Annotated in this window: 17 protein-coding genes and 1 pseudogene; 1 reads left to right on the forward strand and 17 read right to left on the reverse strand. The window is 31.5% G+C overall.

Annotation, left to right across the window (positions count from 1 at the left end; translation table 11 throughout):
- Positions 1 to 18: 18 nt before the first annotated feature.
- The 6 genes and pseudogenes from rpsB to C1I91_RS17100 all read right to left on the reverse strand — a co-directional run bounded on the left by rpsB (position 19) and on the right by C1I91_RS17100 (position 8,234).
- Positions 19 to 720 (reverse strand): 30S ribosomal protein S2, encoded by a 702-nt coding sequence (gene rpsB, locus C1I91_RS17075; protein ID WP_128213947.1) that lies wholly within the window; start codon positions 718 to 720, stop codon positions 19 to 21.
- Positions 721 to 1,104: 384 nt separating this feature from the next.
- Positions 1,105 to 2,167, reverse strand: a pseudogene (locus C1I91_RS17080) (IS630 family transposase).
- Between the two features lie 246 nt (positions 2,168 to 2,413).
- Positions 2,414 to 3,190, reverse strand: a complete 777-nt coding sequence (gene codY / locus C1I91_RS17085; RefSeq protein ID WP_128213948.1) for a GTP-sensing pleiotropic transcriptional regulator CodY — start codon at positions 3,188 to 3,190, stop codon at positions 2,414 to 2,416.
- 320 nt (positions 3,191 to 3,510) lie between these two features.
- A complete protein-coding gene (gene topA, locus C1I91_RS17090) occupies positions 3,511 to 5,595 on the reverse strand; it encodes a type I DNA topoisomerase (protein WP_128213949.1) in 2,085 nt (694 codons plus the stop codon).
- A 42-nt stretch (positions 5,596 to 5,637) separates the two neighbouring features.
- On the reverse strand, positions 5,638 to 6,687 hold the full coding sequence (gene dprA, locus C1I91_RS17095) for a DNA-processing protein DprA (RefSeq protein WP_238475813.1): 1,050 nt from the start codon (positions 6,685 to 6,687) through the stop codon (positions 5,638 to 5,640).
- Positions 6,688 to 6,701: 14 nt separating this feature from the next.
- Positions 6,702 to 8,234 (reverse strand): YifB family Mg chelatase-like AAA ATPase, encoded by a 1,533-nt coding sequence (locus C1I91_RS17100; protein ID WP_128213950.1) that lies wholly within the window; start codon positions 8,232 to 8,234, stop codon positions 6,702 to 6,704.
- Positions 8,235 to 8,414: 180 nt separating this feature from the next.
- Here C1I91_RS17100 and C1I91_RS17105 point away from each other — a divergent pair, with 180 nt between their 5' ends.
- On the forward strand, positions 8,415 to 8,780 hold the full coding sequence (locus C1I91_RS17105; RefSeq protein WP_128213951.1) for a YraN family protein: 366 nt from the start codon (positions 8,415 to 8,417) through the stop codon (positions 8,778 to 8,780).
- Positions 8,781 to 9,116: 336 nt separating this feature from the next.
- On the opposite strand, the gene C1I91_RS17110 is transcribed toward C1I91_RS17105, so the two are convergent.
- The 11 genes from C1I91_RS17110 to smc all read right to left on the reverse strand — a co-directional run bounded on the left by C1I91_RS17110 (position 9,117) and on the right by smc (position 19,819).
- Positions 9,117 to 9,941 (reverse strand): ribonuclease HII, encoded by an 825-nt coding sequence (locus tag C1I91_RS17110; RefSeq protein WP_238475814.1) that lies wholly within the window; start codon positions 9,939 to 9,941, stop codon positions 9,117 to 9,119.
- On the reverse strand, positions 9,931 to 10,797 hold the full coding sequence (ylqF, locus tag C1I91_RS17115; RefSeq protein ID WP_128213953.1) for a ribosome biogenesis GTPase YlqF: 867 nt from the start codon (positions 10,795 to 10,797) through the stop codon (positions 9,931 to 9,933). Before ylqF ends, C1I91_RS17110 begins: the two co-directional genes overlap by 11 nt.
- Before the next feature lie 469 nt (positions 10,798 to 11,266).
- Complete coding sequence (gene rplS, locus C1I91_RS17120; protein ID WP_128213954.1) at positions 11,267 to 11,611, reverse strand: 50S ribosomal protein L19; 345 nt, start codon at positions 11,609 to 11,611, stop codon at positions 11,267 to 11,269.
- Positions 11,612 to 11,713: 102 nt separating this feature from the next.
- Positions 11,714 to 12,439 (reverse strand): tRNA (guanosine(37)-N1)-methyltransferase TrmD, encoded by a 726-nt coding sequence (gene trmD, locus C1I91_RS17125; RefSeq protein WP_128213955.1) that lies wholly within the window; start codon positions 12,437 to 12,439, stop codon positions 11,714 to 11,716.
- Complete coding sequence (gene rimM / locus C1I91_RS17130; protein ID WP_128213956.1) at positions 12,429 to 12,926, reverse strand: ribosome maturation factor RimM; 498 nt, start codon at positions 12,924 to 12,926, stop codon at positions 12,429 to 12,431. Before rimM ends, trmD begins: the two co-directional genes overlap by 11 nt.
- Before the next feature lie 64 nt (positions 12,927 to 12,990).
- A complete protein-coding gene (locus C1I91_RS17135; protein WP_128213957.1) occupies positions 12,991 to 13,218 on the reverse strand; it encodes a KH domain-containing protein in 228 nt (75 codons plus the stop codon).
- A gap of 49 nt (positions 13,219 to 13,267) precedes the next feature.
- Positions 13,268 to 13,516 carry a 30S ribosomal protein S16 gene (gene rpsP, locus C1I91_RS17140; RefSeq protein WP_128213958.1) on the reverse strand — a complete coding sequence of 83 codons (249 nt, stop codon included), beginning with the start codon at positions 13,514 to 13,516 and terminating at the stop codon, positions 13,268 to 13,270.
- A gap of 33 nt (positions 13,517 to 13,549) precedes the next feature.
- A complete protein-coding gene (gene ffh / locus C1I91_RS17145; RefSeq protein ID WP_128213959.1) occupies positions 13,550 to 14,908 on the reverse strand; it encodes a signal recognition particle protein in 1,359 nt (452 codons plus the stop codon).
- Positions 14,909 to 14,918: 10 nt separating this feature from the next.
- The gene (locus tag C1I91_RS17150; protein WP_128213960.1) at positions 14,919 to 15,257 is read right to left on the reverse strand and encodes a putative DNA-binding protein; all 339 of its coding nucleotides are present in this window, start codon (positions 15,255 to 15,257) and stop codon (positions 14,919 to 14,921) included.
- Positions 15,258 to 15,338: 81 nt separating this feature from the next.
- Positions 15,339 to 16,250, reverse strand: a complete 912-nt coding sequence (gene ftsY / locus C1I91_RS17155) for a signal recognition particle-docking protein FtsY (protein ID WP_128213961.1) — start codon at positions 16,248 to 16,250, stop codon at positions 15,339 to 15,341.
- 11 nt (positions 16,251 to 16,261) lie between these two features.
- Complete coding sequence (smc, locus tag C1I91_RS17160) at positions 16,262 to 19,819, reverse strand: chromosome segregation protein SMC (protein ID WP_128213962.1); 3,558 nt, start codon at positions 19,817 to 19,819, stop codon at positions 16,262 to 16,264.
- Between the last annotated feature and the right edge of the window lie 5 nt (positions 19,820 to 19,824).

A 19,824-nucleotide genomic window follows, 5' to 3' on the forward strand; every position in this document is an offset into this window, starting at 1 on the left:
CATCTACCTAGTATATAATTATTCAGCTAATTGTTCGCCTTGTCTTCCTTCAATAATAGCATCAGCCATTTTTGCAGTTATAAGTTTTACAGCTCTTATAGCATCATCATTTCCAGGTATAACATAATCAACTTCATCTGGATCACAGTTAGTATCAACTATTGCTACTACTGGTATACCAAGAATCTTTGCTTCTGATATAGCATTTTTTTCTTTTCTTGGATCAACAACGAATAATGCACCTATGTTAGTAGCATCTAAGTTTCTGATACCGCCAAGATTCTTTTCTAGTTTTTCCATTTCATTCTTTAAGTTTGTAACTTCTTTCTTAGGTAAAACGTCGAAAGTTCCGTCTTCTTCCATCTTTTCGATTTCTGCTAATCTATTTATTCTTGTCTTTATAGTGTTAAAGTTAGTTAGCATACCACCAAGCCATCTATTATTAACGAAGTGCATGTTTGATCTAACGCCTTCTTCTTGAATAGCTTCTTGTGCTTGTTTCTTAGTACCAACAAATAATATATCTTTTCCTTCTGTTGCTACTTCTTTAATGAAGTCATAAGCTTCTTCAACTTTCTTAACTGTCTTTTGAAGATCTATTATATATATTCCGTTTCTTTCTGTGAATATATAAGGAGCCATCTTAGGGTTCCATCTTCTTGTTTGATGTCCGAAATGAACACCAGCTTCTAATAATTGTTTCATTGAAATAACTGACATAAAAGTCCCTCCTAAATTTGGTTGTATCCTCCACTATCATCATATTTTCAGAGCTTCCCATTAGGGCACCACTCTTACAATTAGATAATGTGTGTATTTTCTTACCTTTGATAGTATATCATAAGGTTTAATGTCAAGCAATATAAATTTGTAAATTTATTAATTAATGTGGAAAAAAAGTCACTAAAACGACAGGTTCTTCAGTAACTTTGCTGTGTATCTGTCTTTTCTGGACATATGTGAAAAAATTCTGGCTGACGACAAAATCTTATCATTTACTGTTTACCCTAATCAGCTACTCTAAAATTTTCATATCGCTAGGTTTATATATATAGAGAACCAACTTCAACTATTAATTTATATATATATATTGCAAATTGGTTTCTACAATCTAACACATAGCCTGTCTATTGTTTGAGTAGGAACCTTATTTATGTTACTTATAAACTTTTGAATTGCAGTTCTAACTTGTGGCAGAGATTTATAAAAGACATTGTTAATAACAGATGCCTTTAGCCATCCCCATAACCCCTCTATAAGATTCATTTCTGGACTATACGGTGGTAAAAACATCAATTCAAGCCTATCTTTAACTCTATTAAGAAATGGCTGAATCAGCTTTGCATGATGAATCTTAGCATTGTCTAATACCACAACAATTTTTCCTTTTGGATACTGCTTAAGTACGTTTTCTAAAAGTCATTAAATATCTTAGCGTCATATCTTTCATGTTCCTCGCAATATACGTTACCAGTCTCGTAATCCAATATTCCCATAAGTTTAACACCTGCATTTTTACCGAACGTAGGAATTTTCCTTTGTTGTCCTCTTATAAACCAGCTCTTTTGAATTGCTTGATAATCTCTAATCATTGATTCATCTTCAAATAAGATGGTATCAACTAAGCCATTGAGGCATTTTTTTTTAAAGCTTTAAAGTCACTTTTAAAAATTTCTTGCTTTTCTTTATCAGCTTTCGCTAAGACGTAAGTAGGTCTAGTATAACTTAAATTTAATCTATGAAGTACATATGCTATTCCTCTATGTGACATATTTATATTAAATTCTTTAATAACCCATTGCCTCACTAATTCAATAGTCCAATTCATTTTAGATTCGAAGCCTACATCTTCTGGAGTTTTTGTAGTTATAGTTTCTACAATGAGCTTCTCTTGAAGTGAATTGATTTTCTTTTGCGCTCCGCCGCCGTGGCCAATATTTAATCCATCTATTCCTTTTGATTTATAATTTTTTATATATGTAGAAACAGTATGTTCTTCTAGATTCTCCATTTCAGCTATTTTTCTATTTGTAAATCCATCAAAATGCTTAAGTAAAACAGAATATCTTTTATATAACCTTGTGTTTTTAGTCTTTTTTAAAGCTGATTTTAACTCGTTTATATCATCTTCATGCCCAGCAATCTTATTAAGAATCAAAATATCCATATTTAAAACCTCGCTATAATTTTTATTTTATATTCTAGTTTGGATATTTTAGTTATCTTATATTAATGGATGTTCTTACCTAAATATCATATCGAAATTTTCATCTTGCAACATATATATGTCCGATAATTCCCAGAAGCCGGTATTACCGAACATTTTAAGTTTCCGTAAAGGATACTATAGATAACAAAAAATCACACTATATGCAGTAAAAAAAGGAGGACATTTCCTCCTTTAAATTATTGACTATTTTATTTTCTTTAATTCATCAAGTAACTTCTCATTCAAGATTCTTATATGAGTTCCCTTCATACCTAATGAACGAGATTCAATAACTCCCGCGCTTTCAAACTTTCTTAATGCATTTACTATAACAGATCTTGTTATACCAACCTTGTCCGCAATTTTTGAAGCAACCAATAAGCCTTCACTGCCATCTAGTTCATCAAAAATGTGTTCTACAGCCTCTAGCTCTGAATAAGAAAGTGTTCCAATAGCCAATTGAACAACAGCTTTTTTTCTAGCCTCATCTTCTATCTCATCTTGCTTAGATCTTAGAATTTCTAAACCAACTATAGTTGCACTATACTCAATAAGTACTAGATCATCATCAGTAAAAGGTTCTTTAAATCTTGCAAGAAGTAATGTTCCTAGTCTTTCTCTATTTCCTACTATAGGTACTATGGTGGAAAGCTTGTCCGACATCATGCATTCACCTTCACCATCAAAAACACATTGTCCTTTGTTTGGAAGGTTCGCTAATGTATCTCCAATATTCAACAGCTTATTATTATATTCTTCTGGGAATCTTTTATCATCTAATATCTTTTTCTTCATTATGTCACATTCAAAACTGTCTGAAAAAGTATATCCTAGTATTTTTCCCTTTCTACTAGCTATGTACACGTTGCATGCTAAAACTTCACTTAGCAATTTACAAATATCTTCAAAGGCTACAGGATCTGTACCAGATTTTTGTAATATTTTATTTAACATTCTTGTTTTGTTAAGTAGAGTTGACATTAAATTCCTCCTCATAATACCGCTGTTTATATTACAGGGTCTATCCTTTAAAATGAGCCACTTTGATTATTAAAATGTAATATTTTTTTAATTATCTAAAAAACTAATTTAAAAGAAATACTAATTTCTCTATGTTGGAAGTGGCTCATCTTACTCACACACAATAGCAATCTACTAAGCATTACTATAATTAAATTAAAACCCCGAAAACATTTTTTTGAATTTTTTGAATTGTTCAAATTGTTTAAATTGTTCAAGTCTATCTTAACATACTAAAACACTTATTTCAACAGTCTTTTCAGCCAATTCGACATATAATTCTACTTTTCTTCGTTTTGAATTGGAACTTTATTACCGCATTCTTTATTTGTACACTCCATAAATTTACCTTTTGTTTTATTATACTTGATAACCATATGAGAACCGCAGTTACTGCAATTTTCTTTTGCAGGTTCATACCAGCTTACAAAAGAACATTCCGGATAATTTGAACATCCATAAAACTTATTACCTTTTTTACTTTTCTTAATTACTACACCACCACCACAAAGAGGGCATTTTGCATCAATCTCTTCTACAATAGGTTTAGTGTTTTGGCAATCAGGATAGCCTGGGCACGCTAAAAAGCTACCAAATCTACCTTGCTTTATTACCATCATCCTTCCACACTTATCACACTTTACATCACTTACTTTATCTTCAATTACTACTTTAGATACTTCCTTTTCAGCTTTATCTATAGCTTCACTAAGAGGACTGAAGAATTCATCTACAATTCTTGTCCATTCTTCTTTTCCTTCTTCTATATAATCTAGCTTATTTTCCATATCTGCTGTAAAGTCTGCATCAACTATTTGCTTAAAGTAATCACTCATTATAGTATTTACTATAATTCCAAGCTCAGTAGCCATTAAATTTTTCTTTTCTCTTTGAATATACTTTCTACTAAGAAGTGTTGAAATAGTAGGTACGTAAGTACTTGGTCTACCAATCCCCTTCTCTTCTAACAGCTTAACAAAAGATGCCTCAGTATATCTTGCAGGCGGTTGAGTGAAGTGTTGTTTTCCAACTATACTATCATAACTTAAAGCTTCATTTTCTTCTATTTCAGGAAGTAATACACTTTCATCATCTTCCTCTGTGGTATATTCATAAACTTTCATAAATCCATCAAACTTTATAGTAGAGCCACTAGCTCTTAATTTATATTCTCCATTTGTGATATCAATGCTATTTGTGTTGAGAACACAAGATTCCATTTGACTTGCTATGAATCTTTCCCAAATAAGTTTATAAAGTTTGTACTGTTCTGCTGAAAGATTTTCCTTTGCAACTTCTGGTGTAATATCTATAACTGAAGGTCTTATAGCTTCATGGGCATCTTGTATATTCTTCTTTCCCTTATAAACTCTTGGAACCTTTGGCGCATATTTTTCACCGTAATTAGTGTTTATATATTGTAGTGCACTATCTTGAGCTTCTTTCGATATTCTAACAGAATCCGTTCTCATATATGTTATAAGTCCTACAGTTCCATAACCTTTAACTTCAATACCTTCGTATAATTGCTGAGCTATAGACATAGTTCTCTTTGTTTGAAAATTAAGCTTTCTACTAGCATCCTGTTGTAGTGTACTTGTAGTGAATGGAGGTAAAGGATTTTTGTTCTTTGTACCTTTCTTTACCTTACTTACTACAAATTCATTCTGTTTAAGTTCTTCTATTGTCTTATTTGCTTCTTCTTCGGTGAAAATTTCGAACTTCTTACCTTTTAAAGTTGCAATCTTCACATTAAACTTTTTATCTTTCTTTTCTAGTTTAATATCAACAGTCCAATATTCTTTTGATTCAAATTTATTTATTTCTTCTTCTCTATCACAAATCAGTTTAAGAGCAGCAGATTGAACTCTCCCAGCACTCAAGCCCCATTTAACATTTTTCCATAATATTGGGCTTATTTCATAACCAACTAGCCTATCAAGTACTCTTCTAGCTTGTTGAGCATCAACTAAGTTTTGATTGATAACTCTTGGGCTCTTTATAGAAGTCTTAACAGCATTCTTTGTAATCTCATGAAACTCAACTCTACATTTATCTTTATCTGGAATCTTTAAAATATTTGCAAGGTGCCAAGAAATAGCTTCCCCTTCTCTATCAGGGTCAGTTGCCAAAAATATTTTATCACTTTTTTTAGCAAGCTTTTTAAGCTTATCTAAAAGATCACCTTTTCCTCTTATAGTTATATATTTGGGATTATAATTGTTTTCCACATCAACTCCAAGTTGACTCTTAGGCAAATCCCTAATATGTCCCATTGATGCTTCAACCACATAATTTTTACCTAAGTATTTACTTATTGTTTTTGCCTTAGCAGGCGATTCTACTATTACAAGATTTTGACCCATTTTTTACTCCTTAAAAACTTAGGAGTGTTCACCCCCTTAGTCTTAATTATTTTTAACATAATAATTTCCTAAAATACACATAATTTCATTATTAAATTGCATTTCAAATAATAACTCATAAATTGTTGAGGTGTCAATATCTGTGTTTCTTATAATTTCATCGATATGTATAGGTTTATCATCTAATAACCTCATAATCTGGGCTTTCAGGCTATCATTAATTTTTTTATTTTTCTTCCTACATAAACCCAGTTTATCAAGCAATTTATCTATGTCATAAGCAATTACCTCATAATGTTCTCCTATGAGTTGATTCGTTCCTTTACTTTGAGGCGAAAAAATTGAGCCTGGTACTGCATATACATCTCTACCTTGATTTAATCCAACGTCGGCAGTAATTAGTGAACCACTTTTCTCGTTAGCCTCTACAACTATAATTGCTTTAGATAATCCACTAATTATCCTATTTCTTCTAGGAAAATTATATGGTGAGGGTCTAGTTCCAGGCAGAAACTCTGAGACAATACATCCATTATTCTCTATATTCTCATATAATATTTTATTATAAGCCGGATATATGACATCTATACCACAACCAAATACTGCACAGGTGACTCCTTTGTTCTCCAAAGTTCTTTTATGAGCTTCTGAATCTATGCCATAGGCACCGCCACTAACTATACATGTATCAAAAGAGCTTAATTGCTTACATATAAGCTTAGTTGCTTCTCTTCCATAACCGGTACATTTTCTAGAGCCTACTATTGCTATAGTAATCTTTTTATTTAAAATGTCAATATCCCCTTTGTAAAAAAGGCTATAAGGAGGACAATTTATATGACTTAAAAGTGTTGGATATCGGGACTCTTTATAGGTTATTAGCTTTATTTTATTTTTCACCATATATTCTGAAAGTCTTTTTGCATCATCAGCCGAAACTCTACTTAGTAAGTTCTTATTCACAAATTTTCTTTGAGAAAATATAGCTTTATTTCTAAATATATTTTCTTCAGATTCGTACTCATTAAGCAAATTTAACTTAATGTTATCACTAACAGGGAGCATTGAAAACCAAATCTTATAAAAATCCAAAATTTATTTCTCCTTTATATAATTTCTCCATCAAAAAATTTTCTATAGTTTAATGCTTCAACAATTGTAGCCTTATTAATATCTTGCTGATTGTTTAGATCAGCAATTGTTCTTGATACCTTTAAGATTTTATCTAATCCTCTTGTACTTATATGATATTTATCATATATTTGTTCTAATAAACTTATACAAGCACAATCTAGTTTAATGTATTTTTTTATATCACTATGATCTAATTGAGAATTAAAAAGTATTCCAAGTTCACTATACCTATCTTTTTGTATCTTTCTAGCTTTTTCTACTCTTTCTTTAATGATTTCAGAACTCTCTCTCTTAGTTTCCTTCATCAGCTGATCGAAAGGCACTTGAGCAACTTGCACATACAAATCAATTCTATCAGCTATAGCTTTTGAAAGCCTCTTTCTATACTTATGTTTCTCTATATCAGTGCATATACAGCTTCCACCGTCAATTCCATTGCTTTTACCACATGGACATGTATTCATAGCTGAAATAAAAATGAAATCAGCAGGATAACTTACCTTGCCTGAAAGTCTAGATATTCTTATAACTTTATCTTCTAGGGGTTCCCTTAAGCATTCTAAGATCCTTCTATCAAATTCCAATAACTCATCCAAAAACAAAACTCCTCTATGGGCTAGACTGATTTCACCAATAGTAAGCTCCCTACCACCACCTATAAGTGTATTCTTAGGTGTAGTATGATGAGGATTTCTGAAGGGTCTATAACTAATTACTCCTGATTTGTCCTTCAGGTTGCCAGATACACTATATATCTTTGTAACTTCAAGACACTCTTCATAGCTTAAATCAGGTAAAATAGATGGTAATCTCCTTGCTAACATAGTTTTACCAGATCCTGCTGGTCCATATAAAATGATATTATGATTTGAAGCAGCAGCAATTTCTAAAGCTCTTTTTGCTGATTCATTTCCAAATACATCACTAAAGTTTTCTTTTATATTATGATTAGAAGTTATTTTTTCATATTTCGTAAGTTTTATTGGATACTGATCTTCATAAATTAAGAAATCTGCCACTTGTTTTAGGTTAGCAAAAGTAAATATGTTATTGTTCTTAATCAGCATTGTTTCTTCAACATTTTGCTCTGGTATAATATAGTTATTTATTCTATGATTTTTTCCTTCTATTATAATAGGTAAACATCCATTCACCGCTTTTACCTCGCCGCTTAAAGATAACTCTCCAACTAACATATACTTACTAGTATCAGCCATGACAATCTGACCACTCTCAAGCAGAATAGCTACAGCAATTGGCAAGTCTAGTAAAGTACCTATCTTTTTTATATCTGCCGGCGCTAAGTTAATGACAACTCTTCCAAGCGGAAACTTAAATCCACTATTTATTATGGCAGATCGAACTCTCTCTTTTGATTCCTTTACTGATATATCAGGAAGACCTACTATAGAAAATGAAGGCAACCCTTTGTTAATATCCACTTCTACATATACAACTTCTCCATCAATTCCGTTGAAAGAAGCACTTATTATTTTAGTAGCCACTGCTATCACCTCTTTAGTCATTATTGACCATTTTTCTATTAAATAACATTTTTTTATTCTTTGAAAAATTATATTTTAGAAATGACAGATGTGCAAAAAAACAAAGAAAGTCGCTTTAGCAAACTTTTTTTATTTTCTTGTCAAGAATAAAGATATACTAATAAATTAGAGGTATTTATTATGAAAAACTTTAATAAATCAATCGGTTCTACCGGAGAAGATATAGCAGCAGAATTTCTCATTAAAGATGGTTATAAAATACTAGAAAGAAACTTTAACTCCAGAAACGGAGAGATTGATATAATAGGATGGGATAAAGATATATTATGCTTTATAGAAGTTAAAACTAGATATACTTCAGATTATGGTAGTCCCATTGAAGCAATATCAATAACCAAAGCAAATAAAATCAAAAAAGTGTGTCAATTTTACATTTTAAAAAATTATTTGTATGATATAAATATTCGATTTGATGTAGTAGAGGTATACTTAAATTATCAAAATACATCTTCGGAAATAAATGTAGTCAAGGATGCATTTAGATGACTTTTACAATATTTTATAAAATAATAAAACTATATTATTTATAAATACGATTTTATTAAAAATAGGCTATGTTGAAGTACAGCTTTTAAAATATCTAAAAAGTAAAGTTTATTTATACTTAAAAATAGGCACTTAATTTCATAAATAATTTGTTAAAGTTAATAGTCACCATACAAATATATATTTATAGAATCATATAAATATATAGTAATAGTGGCAGTTGTAGAGTTTTTTATTATGTAAATAAAACACTAATATAATATTCATTAAAAAAACCTCCTTTCGAAAAAGGAGGTTTTTGCTCAAAATTATGACAGCAAGCTTCTACGCTGCTTTCTATTTACTTAAAATATTATTAAGAAAAGACATTCTATGAATCTCACAAGTACCTATGTTATGTATAGCATCAATATGTTTTTGAGTTCCATACCCAACGTTATCATTAAAGCCATACCCAGGGTATATAGCATCATATTCCTTCATAAGTTTATCTCTAAAAACTTTTGCAATGATTGAAGCACAGGCTATAGAGGCACTCTTAGCATCACCTTTAATAATATACTTGTTAGGCTTATTTAGATTTCTAACTGGATATCCATCAGAAAGAACAAGTTGAGGTTCTACAGGAAGTGTCCTACATGCATCTAAAAAAATCTTATTATTACAGTGAGCAATCCCTAATGTATCAATTTCTTTGTTAGTGCAAACAGAAATACTAAAAGCTATTGCTTTTTCTCTAATAATAACATCTAGCTCTTCTCTTTTTTGCTCACTTAAAGCTTTAGAATCTTTAATACCAAGAATAACATCATTAAGATTGTTTAGATCTAGTATTACGGCAGCTCCAACTATAGGACCAGCCAAAGGACCTCTCCCCACCTCATCAACTCCTGCAACATATCTGAACTTGCTGAAGCTTTTGTCAAACAAATACATTTCTCTAACTCTATTAAACTCTGCTTCTTCTCTAAGTAACGCATTTTCAATTCTTTTAGCTAGAGCTAGAACATTTTTCCTCTTGTCCATAGAAAGAATAGTAATTAACTCTACTAGCTCCTCCTTTTTACTCAAACTTATTGTAATCGTGGAAGTTAGTTCTTTAATCTCATTAAAGCTCAACTCGGACAATTTCTCTTTTAGATAGATAATTTTATCCTTCAACATCTTCCTCTTTCCAAGGCGTCTCTAAAGAAATATTACCTATCTTTCCACCTCTAAACTCGTCTAATATAATTGCAGCAATTCTGTTATAATCTATTTCTCCTCCTGAAACAATAGCACCTCTTTTTCTAGCGATTCTATTAAGTGTTTCAATAGGTTCCTCTGCTACTTCGTCTAACTTATATCTTGTTTTTAATAATTCAGGATTAGTATTCTGTAATCTTTCAACAAGCTTTAGAGAAAGCTCTTCTGTGTCCATAATTTCATCCTTAATAGCTCCAGTAAAAGCTAAATTTAAAGCTACTTCTTCATCTTCAAACTTTGGCCAAAGAACACCAGGAGTATCAAGAAGCTCTATCCCTATAGAAGTCTTTATCCACTGCTTATTTTTAGTAACACCTGGTCTGTCACCAGTCTTAGCTATGTTATTTCTTGCCATCTTGTTGATAAAGGTTGATTTTCCTACATTAGGAATACCTACTACCATGACTCTTGTAATTATTTTTGCAAGGCCTTTTGCTTTTAACCTTTCATGCTTCTCCTTGAGTAGTTCCATTAATGCTGGTTTAATATTCTTTATTCCATCACCCTTTAAACAGTTTACTTCAATGGCCCTAATAGATTCGCTTTTTAGTGAATTAATCCAAGCCCTCGTAACCTTGCTGTCAGTCAAATCACTTTTATTAAGTAATATTAATCTTGGCTTATCTTTACACAACTCATCTATATCAGGATTAGCACTAGATTTAGGTATTCTGGCATCTCTTATTTCAATAACTGCATCAACTAATTTTAGATTTTCTTTTATTTCTCTTTTGGTTTTTACCATATGCCCTGGAAACCAATTTATAGCCATAAAATCATCCCTTTCTTATAAATATTACCGTAAAATATGCATTTCGTTTTCTCTAAAATTTATGTAAGAAATCATATATCTGTCTTTTATTAGTGGTTTTGCTCATCTGCCTTTTTTATATATAAAACTCCATATGCAATATGTTCTTCCACTTTATAATTTTGCTTACGTTATTATTGATAATTCTATTATTAATTCTATTATTCATACTTATCCATACATTTATCTAAAATGTAATTTTAATATATGATAAAAAAGCCGCTTAAGCGACATTATTCAACGAATTTCTTTGCTCATCTGCCAGGTTTTACGAATTTACATATGGAAAATCTGGCATGTGACGTAATTATTCTTTATCCATATATTAATTTAAACTATCTACCAATACTTATATACGCTTTATCAAAAATATAATTTATTGCAGAATAAAAAACGGAGCTAAATTAGCCCCTGTCTTTTAATTTAAGTATTAGATTATTTCTTTAACCTTAGCTGCCTTACCTACTCTGCTTCTTAGGTAGAATAACTTAGCTCTTCTTACCTTACCTCTTCTTGTAACTTCAATCTTTTCTATGATTGGAGCATTTAGTGGGAAAGTTCTTTCAACACCAACACCGTAAGCTATTCTTCTTGCAGTGAAAGTTTCTCTTAATCCACCATTTTGTCTCTTTATTACAGTACCTTCAAAAGTTTGTATTCTTTCTCTTGTACCTTCTTTAACTTTTACGTGAACCTTAACAGTGTCACCTACGTTAAATTGAGGTAAATCAGTTCTGATTTGTTCTTGTTCTATTGCTCTTAATATTTCGTTCATGTGCATTCCCTCCTTAGTTAATTGTGACGTTCTTACCATATGATAATATGACAGAGGACCGCCCGTACTAGCACAATGGTAATTTTAACATAACTAATTTATTTAATCAATATGTTTTTCATAATCTTTAAGAAGCTTTATATCTTCTTTGCTTAATTTGACACACTTAAACAAATCCGGTCTTCTTTCTTTTGTTATTGCAAGAGATATTTGTCTTCTATACTTCCTAATGTTCTCGTGATGACCTGATAAAAGTACACTAGGAACAGCTTCTCCCTCAAATACTTCAGGTCTAGTGTACTGGGGATGTTCTAAAAGTCCACTATAGAAGGATTCCTCGGTAAAGCTCTCTTCACTGCTTAATACTCCTGGTATTAACCTACATATACTATCAACTATAGGAATGGCCGCCATTTCACCGCCAGTAAGCACAAAGTCCCCTAGAGATAACTCCATATCAAAATACTTATAAGCTCTTTCATCAATTCCTTCGTAATGGCCACAAACAAAAATAAGCTCATCAAGCTTTGATAATTCCTTTGCTATCTCCTGATTGAAGGTCTTCCCTCTAGGTCCTAAAAATATAACTTTTGAGTTCTCATTTTGCTTTACAGCTTTAATAGAGTCTACTACTGGTTGAGCACTCATAACCATCCCAGCACCACCACCATAAGGATAGTCGTCTACCTTTTTGTGTTTGTTGGTAGAATAATCTCTGATATTAACAGTATTAATATCTAGGATACCATTGTTCCTTGCTCTTCCTATTATACTATGCTCAAATACATTGAACATCTCTGGAAAAAGGGTAAGAATACTAATCTTCATCTTGCCATTCTCCTGAAGGTTTAATAACAATTTTTTTATCTTTAACATTTATATCTAGCACAATTTCTTTAAGTACAGGTACTAAGATTTCTTTATTACCTTTTACCCAATATACATCGTTACTACCAGTTTGCAAAACATCGTATACATCTCCATAATTAAAACCTTCTGTATCGTAAACCTTACACCCAATAAGATCTGATATAAAATATGTATCCTCTGGAAGCTCCACTGCATGTTCTCTTGAAACCTTTATATATCTTTGCTTAAGCTTTTCGGCGTCATTCATTGAATCTACGCCTTTTATCTTAATGATTACTCTATCCTTCTGATATTTCACCCATTCAATCTCTGCTTCTTTATCATCAATTAAAATTTCTTTTAAATCATCAAATCTTGTTACATCATCAGTTAAAGGAAACACCTTAACTTCTCCTTTTATACCATGAGTGTTAACTATCTGACCTACTTTTAAAAAATCCTTCATAAGCTCACCTCAACAAAACATTTTAAGAGTATGTGGAAAAAGAGCTAGGAAACCCTAACTCTTATTAAATGATCTCAACTACAACTCTTTTATTGTCTTTAACAGCTGCAGCTTTAACTACTGTTCTTATAGCTTTAGCAATTCTGCCTTGCTTTCCTATAACTTTCCCCATATCCTCAGGAGCAACCTTGAGTTCAATTATTATAGATTGTTCACCGGCTATCTCATTAACCTGAACAGAATCTGGGTCGTCAACAAGTGATTTAGCAATAACTTCTACTAGTGTCTTCATAAACTTCTGCTTTAGGAGAATCCTAAGCAGAATTCACCTCCTAAAAGTTTTACTTGTTTATTCCAGCTTTAACAAAAAGCTTTTTAACTATATCAGTAGGTTGAGCACCGTTGTTTAACCACTTTGCAGCCTTTTCAGCATCTATCTTAACTTCTGCTTCAGGTTGAGTGATTGGATTGTAATATCCTATTTCTTCGATGAATCTTCCGTCTCTTGGACTTCTTGAATCAGCTACTATTACTCTGTAGAAAGGAGCTTTTTTAGATCCCATTCTTCTTAGTCTTATCTTTACTGCCATTAATTTCACCTCCTTTAAAGGATAATATATATTCTAGCTAAAGAAAGGCATTTTACCAAACAGTCCTTTTTTAGCACCTTTTTGCATTGATTTAAATTGCTTCATTTGCTTTTTCATCATTTCAAAACTTTTTAAAAGCTTATTTATTTCTTGAATAGTAGAACCAGAACCAACGGCTATTCTCTTCTTTCTTGAAGAAGATCCCGACACTAAATTAGGATTTTTTCTTTCCTTAGCTGTCATCGATTGAATCATAGCTTTAGTTTTAGCCAACTGCTTTTCAGTATCCCCAAGATCTAAACCTTCTAACATTTTACTATTAACCCCTGGAACCATTTCTAGCATTTTAGTCATAGGCCCTAGCTTTTTCATCTGATCCATAGCAGTTAAGAAATCGTTAAAATTAAACTCTTGATTCATCATTCTTTCACTGAGCTCTTTTGCTTCCTTTTCATCTATAGCAGCTTGAGCTTTTTCTATAAGTGATAACACATCACCCATACCTAGGATTCTTGAAGCCATTCTATCAGGGTGGAATACTTCTATATCATTCATCTTTTCTCCAACACCTGCAAACTTTATTGGTTTTTCAGTAATGCTTCTTATTGAAAGAGCAGCACCACCTCTTGTATCACCATCAAGCTTTGTAAGTATTGTTCCTGTGACATCTAGTGAAGCATTAAAAGTTTCAGCAACATTTACTGCGTCTTGTCCTGTCATAGAGTCTACAACAAGTAAAATCTCATTAGGATTTACTGCTGTTTTTATATCTTTAAGTTCCTGCATAAGTTCTTCATCTATATGTAGTCTACCTGCAGTATCTATAATAACTAAATTGTAACCATGTTCCTTGGCATGAGCTATACCAGCTTTTGCAATATCCACTGCTGGAACTTTATCTCCCATGGAGAAAACAGGTATATCAATTTGCTTACCAACAACTTCAAGTTGTTTTATTGCAGCTGGTCTATAAATATCACAGGCTATCAATAATGGTTTTTTATTCTTCTTTCTCATATGAAGAGCTAGTTTTCCACACATTGTGGTTTTACCAGCACCTTGGAGTCCAGCCATCATGAAAACTGTAGGACCATTGTCTGCATAATTTAATTTACTTTCAGTGGTTCCCATTAAATTAGTAAGCTCATCATTAACGATCTTTATAACTTGTTGTCCTGGTGTAAGGCTTTCTAAAACTTCAGATCCTACGCATTTTTCACTGACAGTTGCTACGAACTTCTTAACAACCTTAAAGTTTACATCAGCTTCTAGTAATGCGAGCTTTACCTCTCTCATGGCTTCTTTTATATCTTTTTCAGTTAGTTTACCTTTTCCTCTAAGCTTTTTAAGCGTATCTTGCAGTTTAGACGCTAAACCTTCAAAAGCTGCCATGTTACCCCTCCTACGAATTAATAATTTCTTCTAGCATTTCATCTATATCATCTACTAATTCTTTTGACAACATATATTCGTTAGTAAGTTTTTCAACAATTTCATTCTTCTTTGTTTTTCTTATATTGCTTTTTTCCAAAAGCTTTAATTTTTCTTCATAACTTATAAGCGTTTTATCGCATCTTTTTATCAAGTCATGAATAGCTTGACGACTTGTATTGTTAATCTCAGCAATCTCTGCTAATGAAAAATCATCGTTATAATACATATTCATTATATCCTGTTGTTTCTCAGTTAATAATTCCATGTAATAATCTAAAAGCAAAGAAATTTCAAATCTATCATTCATATAATCACCTTACTCACAAAGAATATATTATCAGAAGAAAATAGTACTGTCAAGTATTTTTACTTAACAGTATTTTATTTTTTAAAATAACGCATCTGCAAAGCCTTGAGGATCAAATTCTTGAAGATCCTCTACGCCTTCACCTACCCCAATATACTTTACAGGAATGTTAAGTGAATTTTTTATAGAAATAACAACCCCACCCTTAGCAGTACCATCTAATTTAGTTAATACTATACCATCTATAGGGCAAGCCTCCATAAATTGTTTTGCTTGAATTACTGCATTTTGTCCAGTAGTGGCATCTAAAACAAGCAGTGTTTCCTTTGATGCTTCTGCAAACTCTCTATCTATTATTCTATTAATTTTAGAAAGTTCATTCATTAGATTTTTCTTATTATGAAGTCTTCCTGCTGTATCACAAATAAGAATATCCATATTTCTTGACTTCGCAGCTTGGATTCCATCATATACTACTGCAGCAGGATCTGAACCTTCCTGATGTCTAACAATATCAACGCCTGCTCTTTCACTCCATATTTCAAGTTGATCAGCTGCTGCTGCTCTAAAGGTATCAGCAGCAGCTAAAATAACCTTTTTTCCTTCATTATTATATTTTGATGCAAGCTTACCTATAGAAGTTGTCTTTCCAACACCATTTACCCCAATAACAAGCATTACTTTTTGCTTATTATCAAGATTCTCTTCTTTTTCTCCTTCTTTTAGCATATCACCAATAACACTTTTTAAGCATGGCTTAACTTCTGTAGGATCTTTAATTTTTTCTGCTTTTATCCTAGCTTTAAGTCTATCAATTATTTCTACAGTAGTATCCATACCAATATCTGAGGTTATCAGTATTTCCTCCAATTCATCATAAAGATCTTCATCAATTGTTACCGCCAAGTTTAATACTTCTGTAATCCTATCAGTAAGTACATCTCTTGTCTTACTAAGTCCTGATTTTAATTTGTCAAATAATCCTCCAAACATAAAAATGCCTCCTAATTTGTTAAATCTACTGATACCACTTTTGATACTCCTCTTTCTTCCATAGTAACACCGTACATTATATCACTAGCTTCCATAGTTCCTTTTCTATGAGTTATAACGATAAACTGAATGTTAGAAGAAAACTTTTGTAAAAACTCTGCATATCTATATACATTCGCATCATCAAGCGCCGCCTCAATTTCATCTAAGATACAGAATGGCGTAGGTTTCATTTTAAGTATTGCGAATAGCAATGCGATAGCTGAAAGCACCTTTTCTCCACCTGACATCAAATTAATATTTTGAAGTTTTTTACCTGGTGGTTGAACATTTATATCAATATTAGCAGTAAGTTCATCACCATCTGATAAAATTAGCTCAGCACTTCCACCTTTAAAAAGCTCTATAAAGGTCTTATTGAAGTTTTCATTAAGGATAACAAAGTTTTCCTTAAAGACTTCCTTCATTTTTTCTGTCATCTCATCAATTACAGAAATAAGCTCAACTTTTCCTTTTTCCAGGTCTTCTCTTTCTGTGGACATAAATCGATACTTCTCCGACAATTCTTTGTACTCTTCAATAGCACTTACATTAACAGTACCCAATCTATTTATTGCTGACTTTAATTTAGATACTTCACTACTAAATAAAGCTTCGTCAAATTCCTTATCAGCCAAATCTACCGCCTCAGCAAAGGTGAGATTCATTTCGTCGTTAAGTTTTAATAATAAATTTTCTTTTTCAACCTCTTGCTTAGCTTTTACAAGTTCTGATTTATGTATTTCTTCTTCCTTTTTATTTATATCAATAGTAAGATTTTCTACGTTTCCTTCGTATAACTTTATATTATCTTTAATCTTAATCTTTTCTACATTATATTCCTTAAATTTATTTTCTAATTCTTCAATACTCTTACTATAGATAACAATATTATTCCTATTTTCTTCAATATTCAATATAGATTTGTCTTTTATAACTATATTATTCTTATTTAATTCTTCTAAAGAAGTTATTTTATTTCTTACCTCTTTAACTTCACCAACTAATCTGTCTGCTTCTCTTCTTACATTTGATATAGACTCATCTATCTTAGCTTTTATAATCTTTTTACCTGTTAATAGTTCCTTCTGCTCATTTGTCTTTAAAGTTAATTCATCAGCTTCCTTAGAAATAAGCTCAAATTGTTCCCTATAGGATATTAATTTTTCATCCAAAGATGCACTTTTTGAATTACTATTTTCTAATTCCTTCTTGTAATTATTTAATCTTGTTTCGATATTTAGTCTTTCACTTTGAGCAATTTTTATATTATTTCTAAGCTTTAAGGTATCCTTTTCTATATTATCGATTTCGCTATCTAACTTCGCTATTTCAATACTTTTAAAATGACTTTCATCTTTAAGATTTAGATTACCTTCATCCAATTTCTTTATCTCTTCTCTTCCCTGAGATATAAGCGATAAAAGTTCTTCTATTGAAGCTTCAACCTTTAAAAGTTCATTTGTAATATCTTCAATTTCTCTTTTTCTGCTTATTATGCTTGTATGTTTATGATACACGCTTCCACCAGTCAAAGATCCACCTGGATTAATAATTTCGCCTTGTAAAGTTACAATTTTATGAGAGTATCCACTTATTTTAGAAATACTAAGGGCACTATTCATATCCTTACATATAATAGTTCTACCTAATACATAATTAATTGCTTTCTCATACTTCTTATCATAAGAAAGTAAGTCTGAAGCAATTCCTATGTAACCTTCTGCTTCAGTAATTCTTCTATCAAGCTGAAGCTTAGTACCTCTTATTATGGTTAAAGGCAAAAAGGTAGCTCTTCCAAGTTTCTTTTCTTTCAAATACTCAATAAGTCTCTTTGCACTGTTTTCATCTTCAGTAACAACATTAGATATCGAACTACCCAAAGCTATTTCAATTGCAGTTTCGTATAACTTATCAACAGAAATAATTTCACCAATTACTGAGCAACTAGAAAAGTTGTTTCCTAAGTACCCCTTATCGATATGTTCCATCAATATCTTAACTGATTTATTGTATCCCTCATACTGCTTTTCTAAATTAGATAGTATGGTCTTATTAGCTTCAAGTTTGCTTTTTTCAGCATTTAAAGCTTTAAGTCTCCCATCATTTTTAGTATTCTTACTTAAAAGTATACCTATAGCTTTATTATTTTCCTTAACTGTATATTCTAATCTTTCAATCTCTTCCTTAAGAGCTAGCACCTTTTCTTCAAGCATAAGCTTAGTAGATACATTTATCTTAAGAGAACTTTCCAGATTGGAACTGTTGTTATGTAAATTATCTATTGATTCTTCTAATGCTTTTATTTGGCTAGCAAGCATTGTTCTACTATTTTTAAGTTCTGAAGCTGCTTGAATATTTTCAAACTCCTCATCTCTTAATAGTTTTATCTTATCTTCCTTTGATCTTAGCATATTAGAAAGTTCTGAAAGTTCTTTTTCTAAAGCTTTTGTTTCCTCATCTATAGTTTTCTGCTCATTTAGCTTCTCATTTAAATAGGCTACATGTTCTTCTTTTTCTTTTTCAATTGAAAGTACCTTTTCAGATAAGCTATTTATCTCTTTAGCATTGTTATCTATATTTAACTCAATATTTTTAACTCTTTCCTCTAAAATATCTATCTGCTTTTGAAGTTCGCCAGAAGCTTCCTTATTTTTATAATACAATTCTCTATCTTCGCTAGACAAACTTTCTAGCTTTTCTAATTGATTATTTAAACTAGCTGTCTTATTTTTAACTTCACCCAATTCAAGTTTAAGCTTTTCATTTTCACTTATTAGATTATCTATCTTATTTCCTTGAAGGTTTATTGTTTCATCAAACTTTTCTATATGCCTTACGACAAGCGAAATTTCTTTTCCTTTTAAGTCATTGGAAAGTTCAATAAATTTTGCAGCCTTCTCACTTTCTATCCTCAAGGGCTCTATTCTTTCCTCATAAGTAGATAGAATATCGTTAATTCTTATTAAGTTTTGTTCAGTATTTTCTAGCTTTTTCTCAGCTTCATGTTTTCTAGATTTGAATTTGACTATACCAGCAGCCTCTTCCAACAGAGCTCTTCTCTCTTCAGGACGACCACTAAGTATAGCTTCAATTTTACCTTGTCCAATAAGTGAGTATCCTTCTTTACCTATACCTGTATCCATAAACAAGGTAGTTATATCTTTCAATCTGCATTGGGAATTATTTATTAAATATTCCGCTTCTCCAGACCTGTATATTCTTCTAGTTACAGTAACGTCATTATACTCGATAGGGAGTTCTCCATCAGTATTATCTAAGGTAAGCGAAACCTGAGCAAGTCCAACGGGCTTTCTAAATTGTGTACCAGCAAATATAACATCTTCCATCTTACCGCCTCTTAGCGTTTTAATGCTTTGCTCTCCTAAAACCCATCTTACAGCATCAGAAATATTGCTTTTACCACTTCCATTAGGACCAACCACTGCTGTAACACCTTTTTTAAATTTTAATTCTGTTTTATCTGCAAATGACTTAAATCCCCTAATCTCAAGAGACTTTAGAAACATATGTC

The sequence above is a fragment of the Clostridium manihotivorum genome (genome assembly GCF_004015185.1).
Taxonomy (GTDB): Bacteria; Bacillota; Clostridia; order Clostridiales; family Clostridiaceae; genus Clostridium_AR; species Clostridium_AR manihotivorum.

What these genes read in the sequence shown, in the direction of transcription:
- rpsP (WP_128213958.1), bottom strand. Translation starts at nt 13,516, where the DNA reads ATGGCAGTAAAGATAAGACTAAGAAGAATGGGATCTAAAAAAGCTCCT.
- rplS (WP_128213954.1), bottom strand. Translation starts at nt 11,611, where the DNA reads ATGAACGAAATATTAAGAGCAATAGAACAAGAACAAATCAGAACTGAT.
- codY (WP_128213948.1), bottom strand. Translation starts at nt 3,190, where the DNA reads ATGTCAACTCTACTTAACAAAACAAGAATGTTAAATAAAATATTACAA.
- topA (WP_128213949.1), bottom strand. Translation starts at nt 5,595, where the DNA reads ATGGGTCAAAATCTTGTAATAGTAGAATCGCCTGCTAAGGCAAAAACA.
- C1I91_RS17135 (WP_128213957.1), bottom strand. Translation starts at nt 13,218, where the DNA reads ATGAAGACACTAGTAGAAGTTATTGCTAAATCACTTGTTGACGACCCA.
- rpsB (WP_128213947.1), bottom strand. Translation starts at nt 720, where the DNA reads ATGTCAGTTATTTCAATGAAACAATTATTAGAAGCTGGTGTTCATTTC.
- trmD (WP_128213955.1), bottom strand. Translation starts at nt 12,439, where the DNA reads ATGAAGATTAGTATTCTTACCCTTTTTCCAGAGATGTTCAATGTATTT.
- C1I91_RS17105 (WP_128213951.1), top strand. Translation starts at nt 8,415, where the DNA reads ATGAAAAACTTTAATAAATCAATCGGTTCTACCGGAGAAGATATAGCA.
- ftsY (WP_128213961.1), bottom strand. Translation starts at nt 16,250, where the DNA reads ATGTTTGGAGGATTATTTGACAAATTAAAATCAGGACTTAGTAAGACA.
- ffh (WP_128213959.1), bottom strand. Translation starts at nt 14,908, where the DNA reads ATGGCAGCTTTTGAAGGTTTAGCGTCTAAACTGCAAGATACGCTTAAA.
- rimM (WP_128213956.1), bottom strand. Translation starts at nt 12,926, where the DNA reads ATGAAGGATTTTTTAAAAGTAGGTCAGATAGTTAACACTCATGGTATA.
- ylqF (WP_128213953.1), bottom strand. Translation starts at nt 10,797, where the DNA reads ATGGCTATAAATTGGTTTCCAGGGCATATGGTAAAAACCAAAAGAGAA.
- smc (WP_128213962.1), bottom strand. Translation starts at nt 19,819, where the DNA reads ATGTTTCTAAAGTCTCTTGAGATTAGGGGATTTAAGTCATTTGCAGAT.
- C1I91_RS17150 (WP_128213960.1), bottom strand. Translation starts at nt 15,257, where the DNA reads ATGAATGATAGATTTGAAATTTCTTTGCTTTTAGATTATTACATGGAA.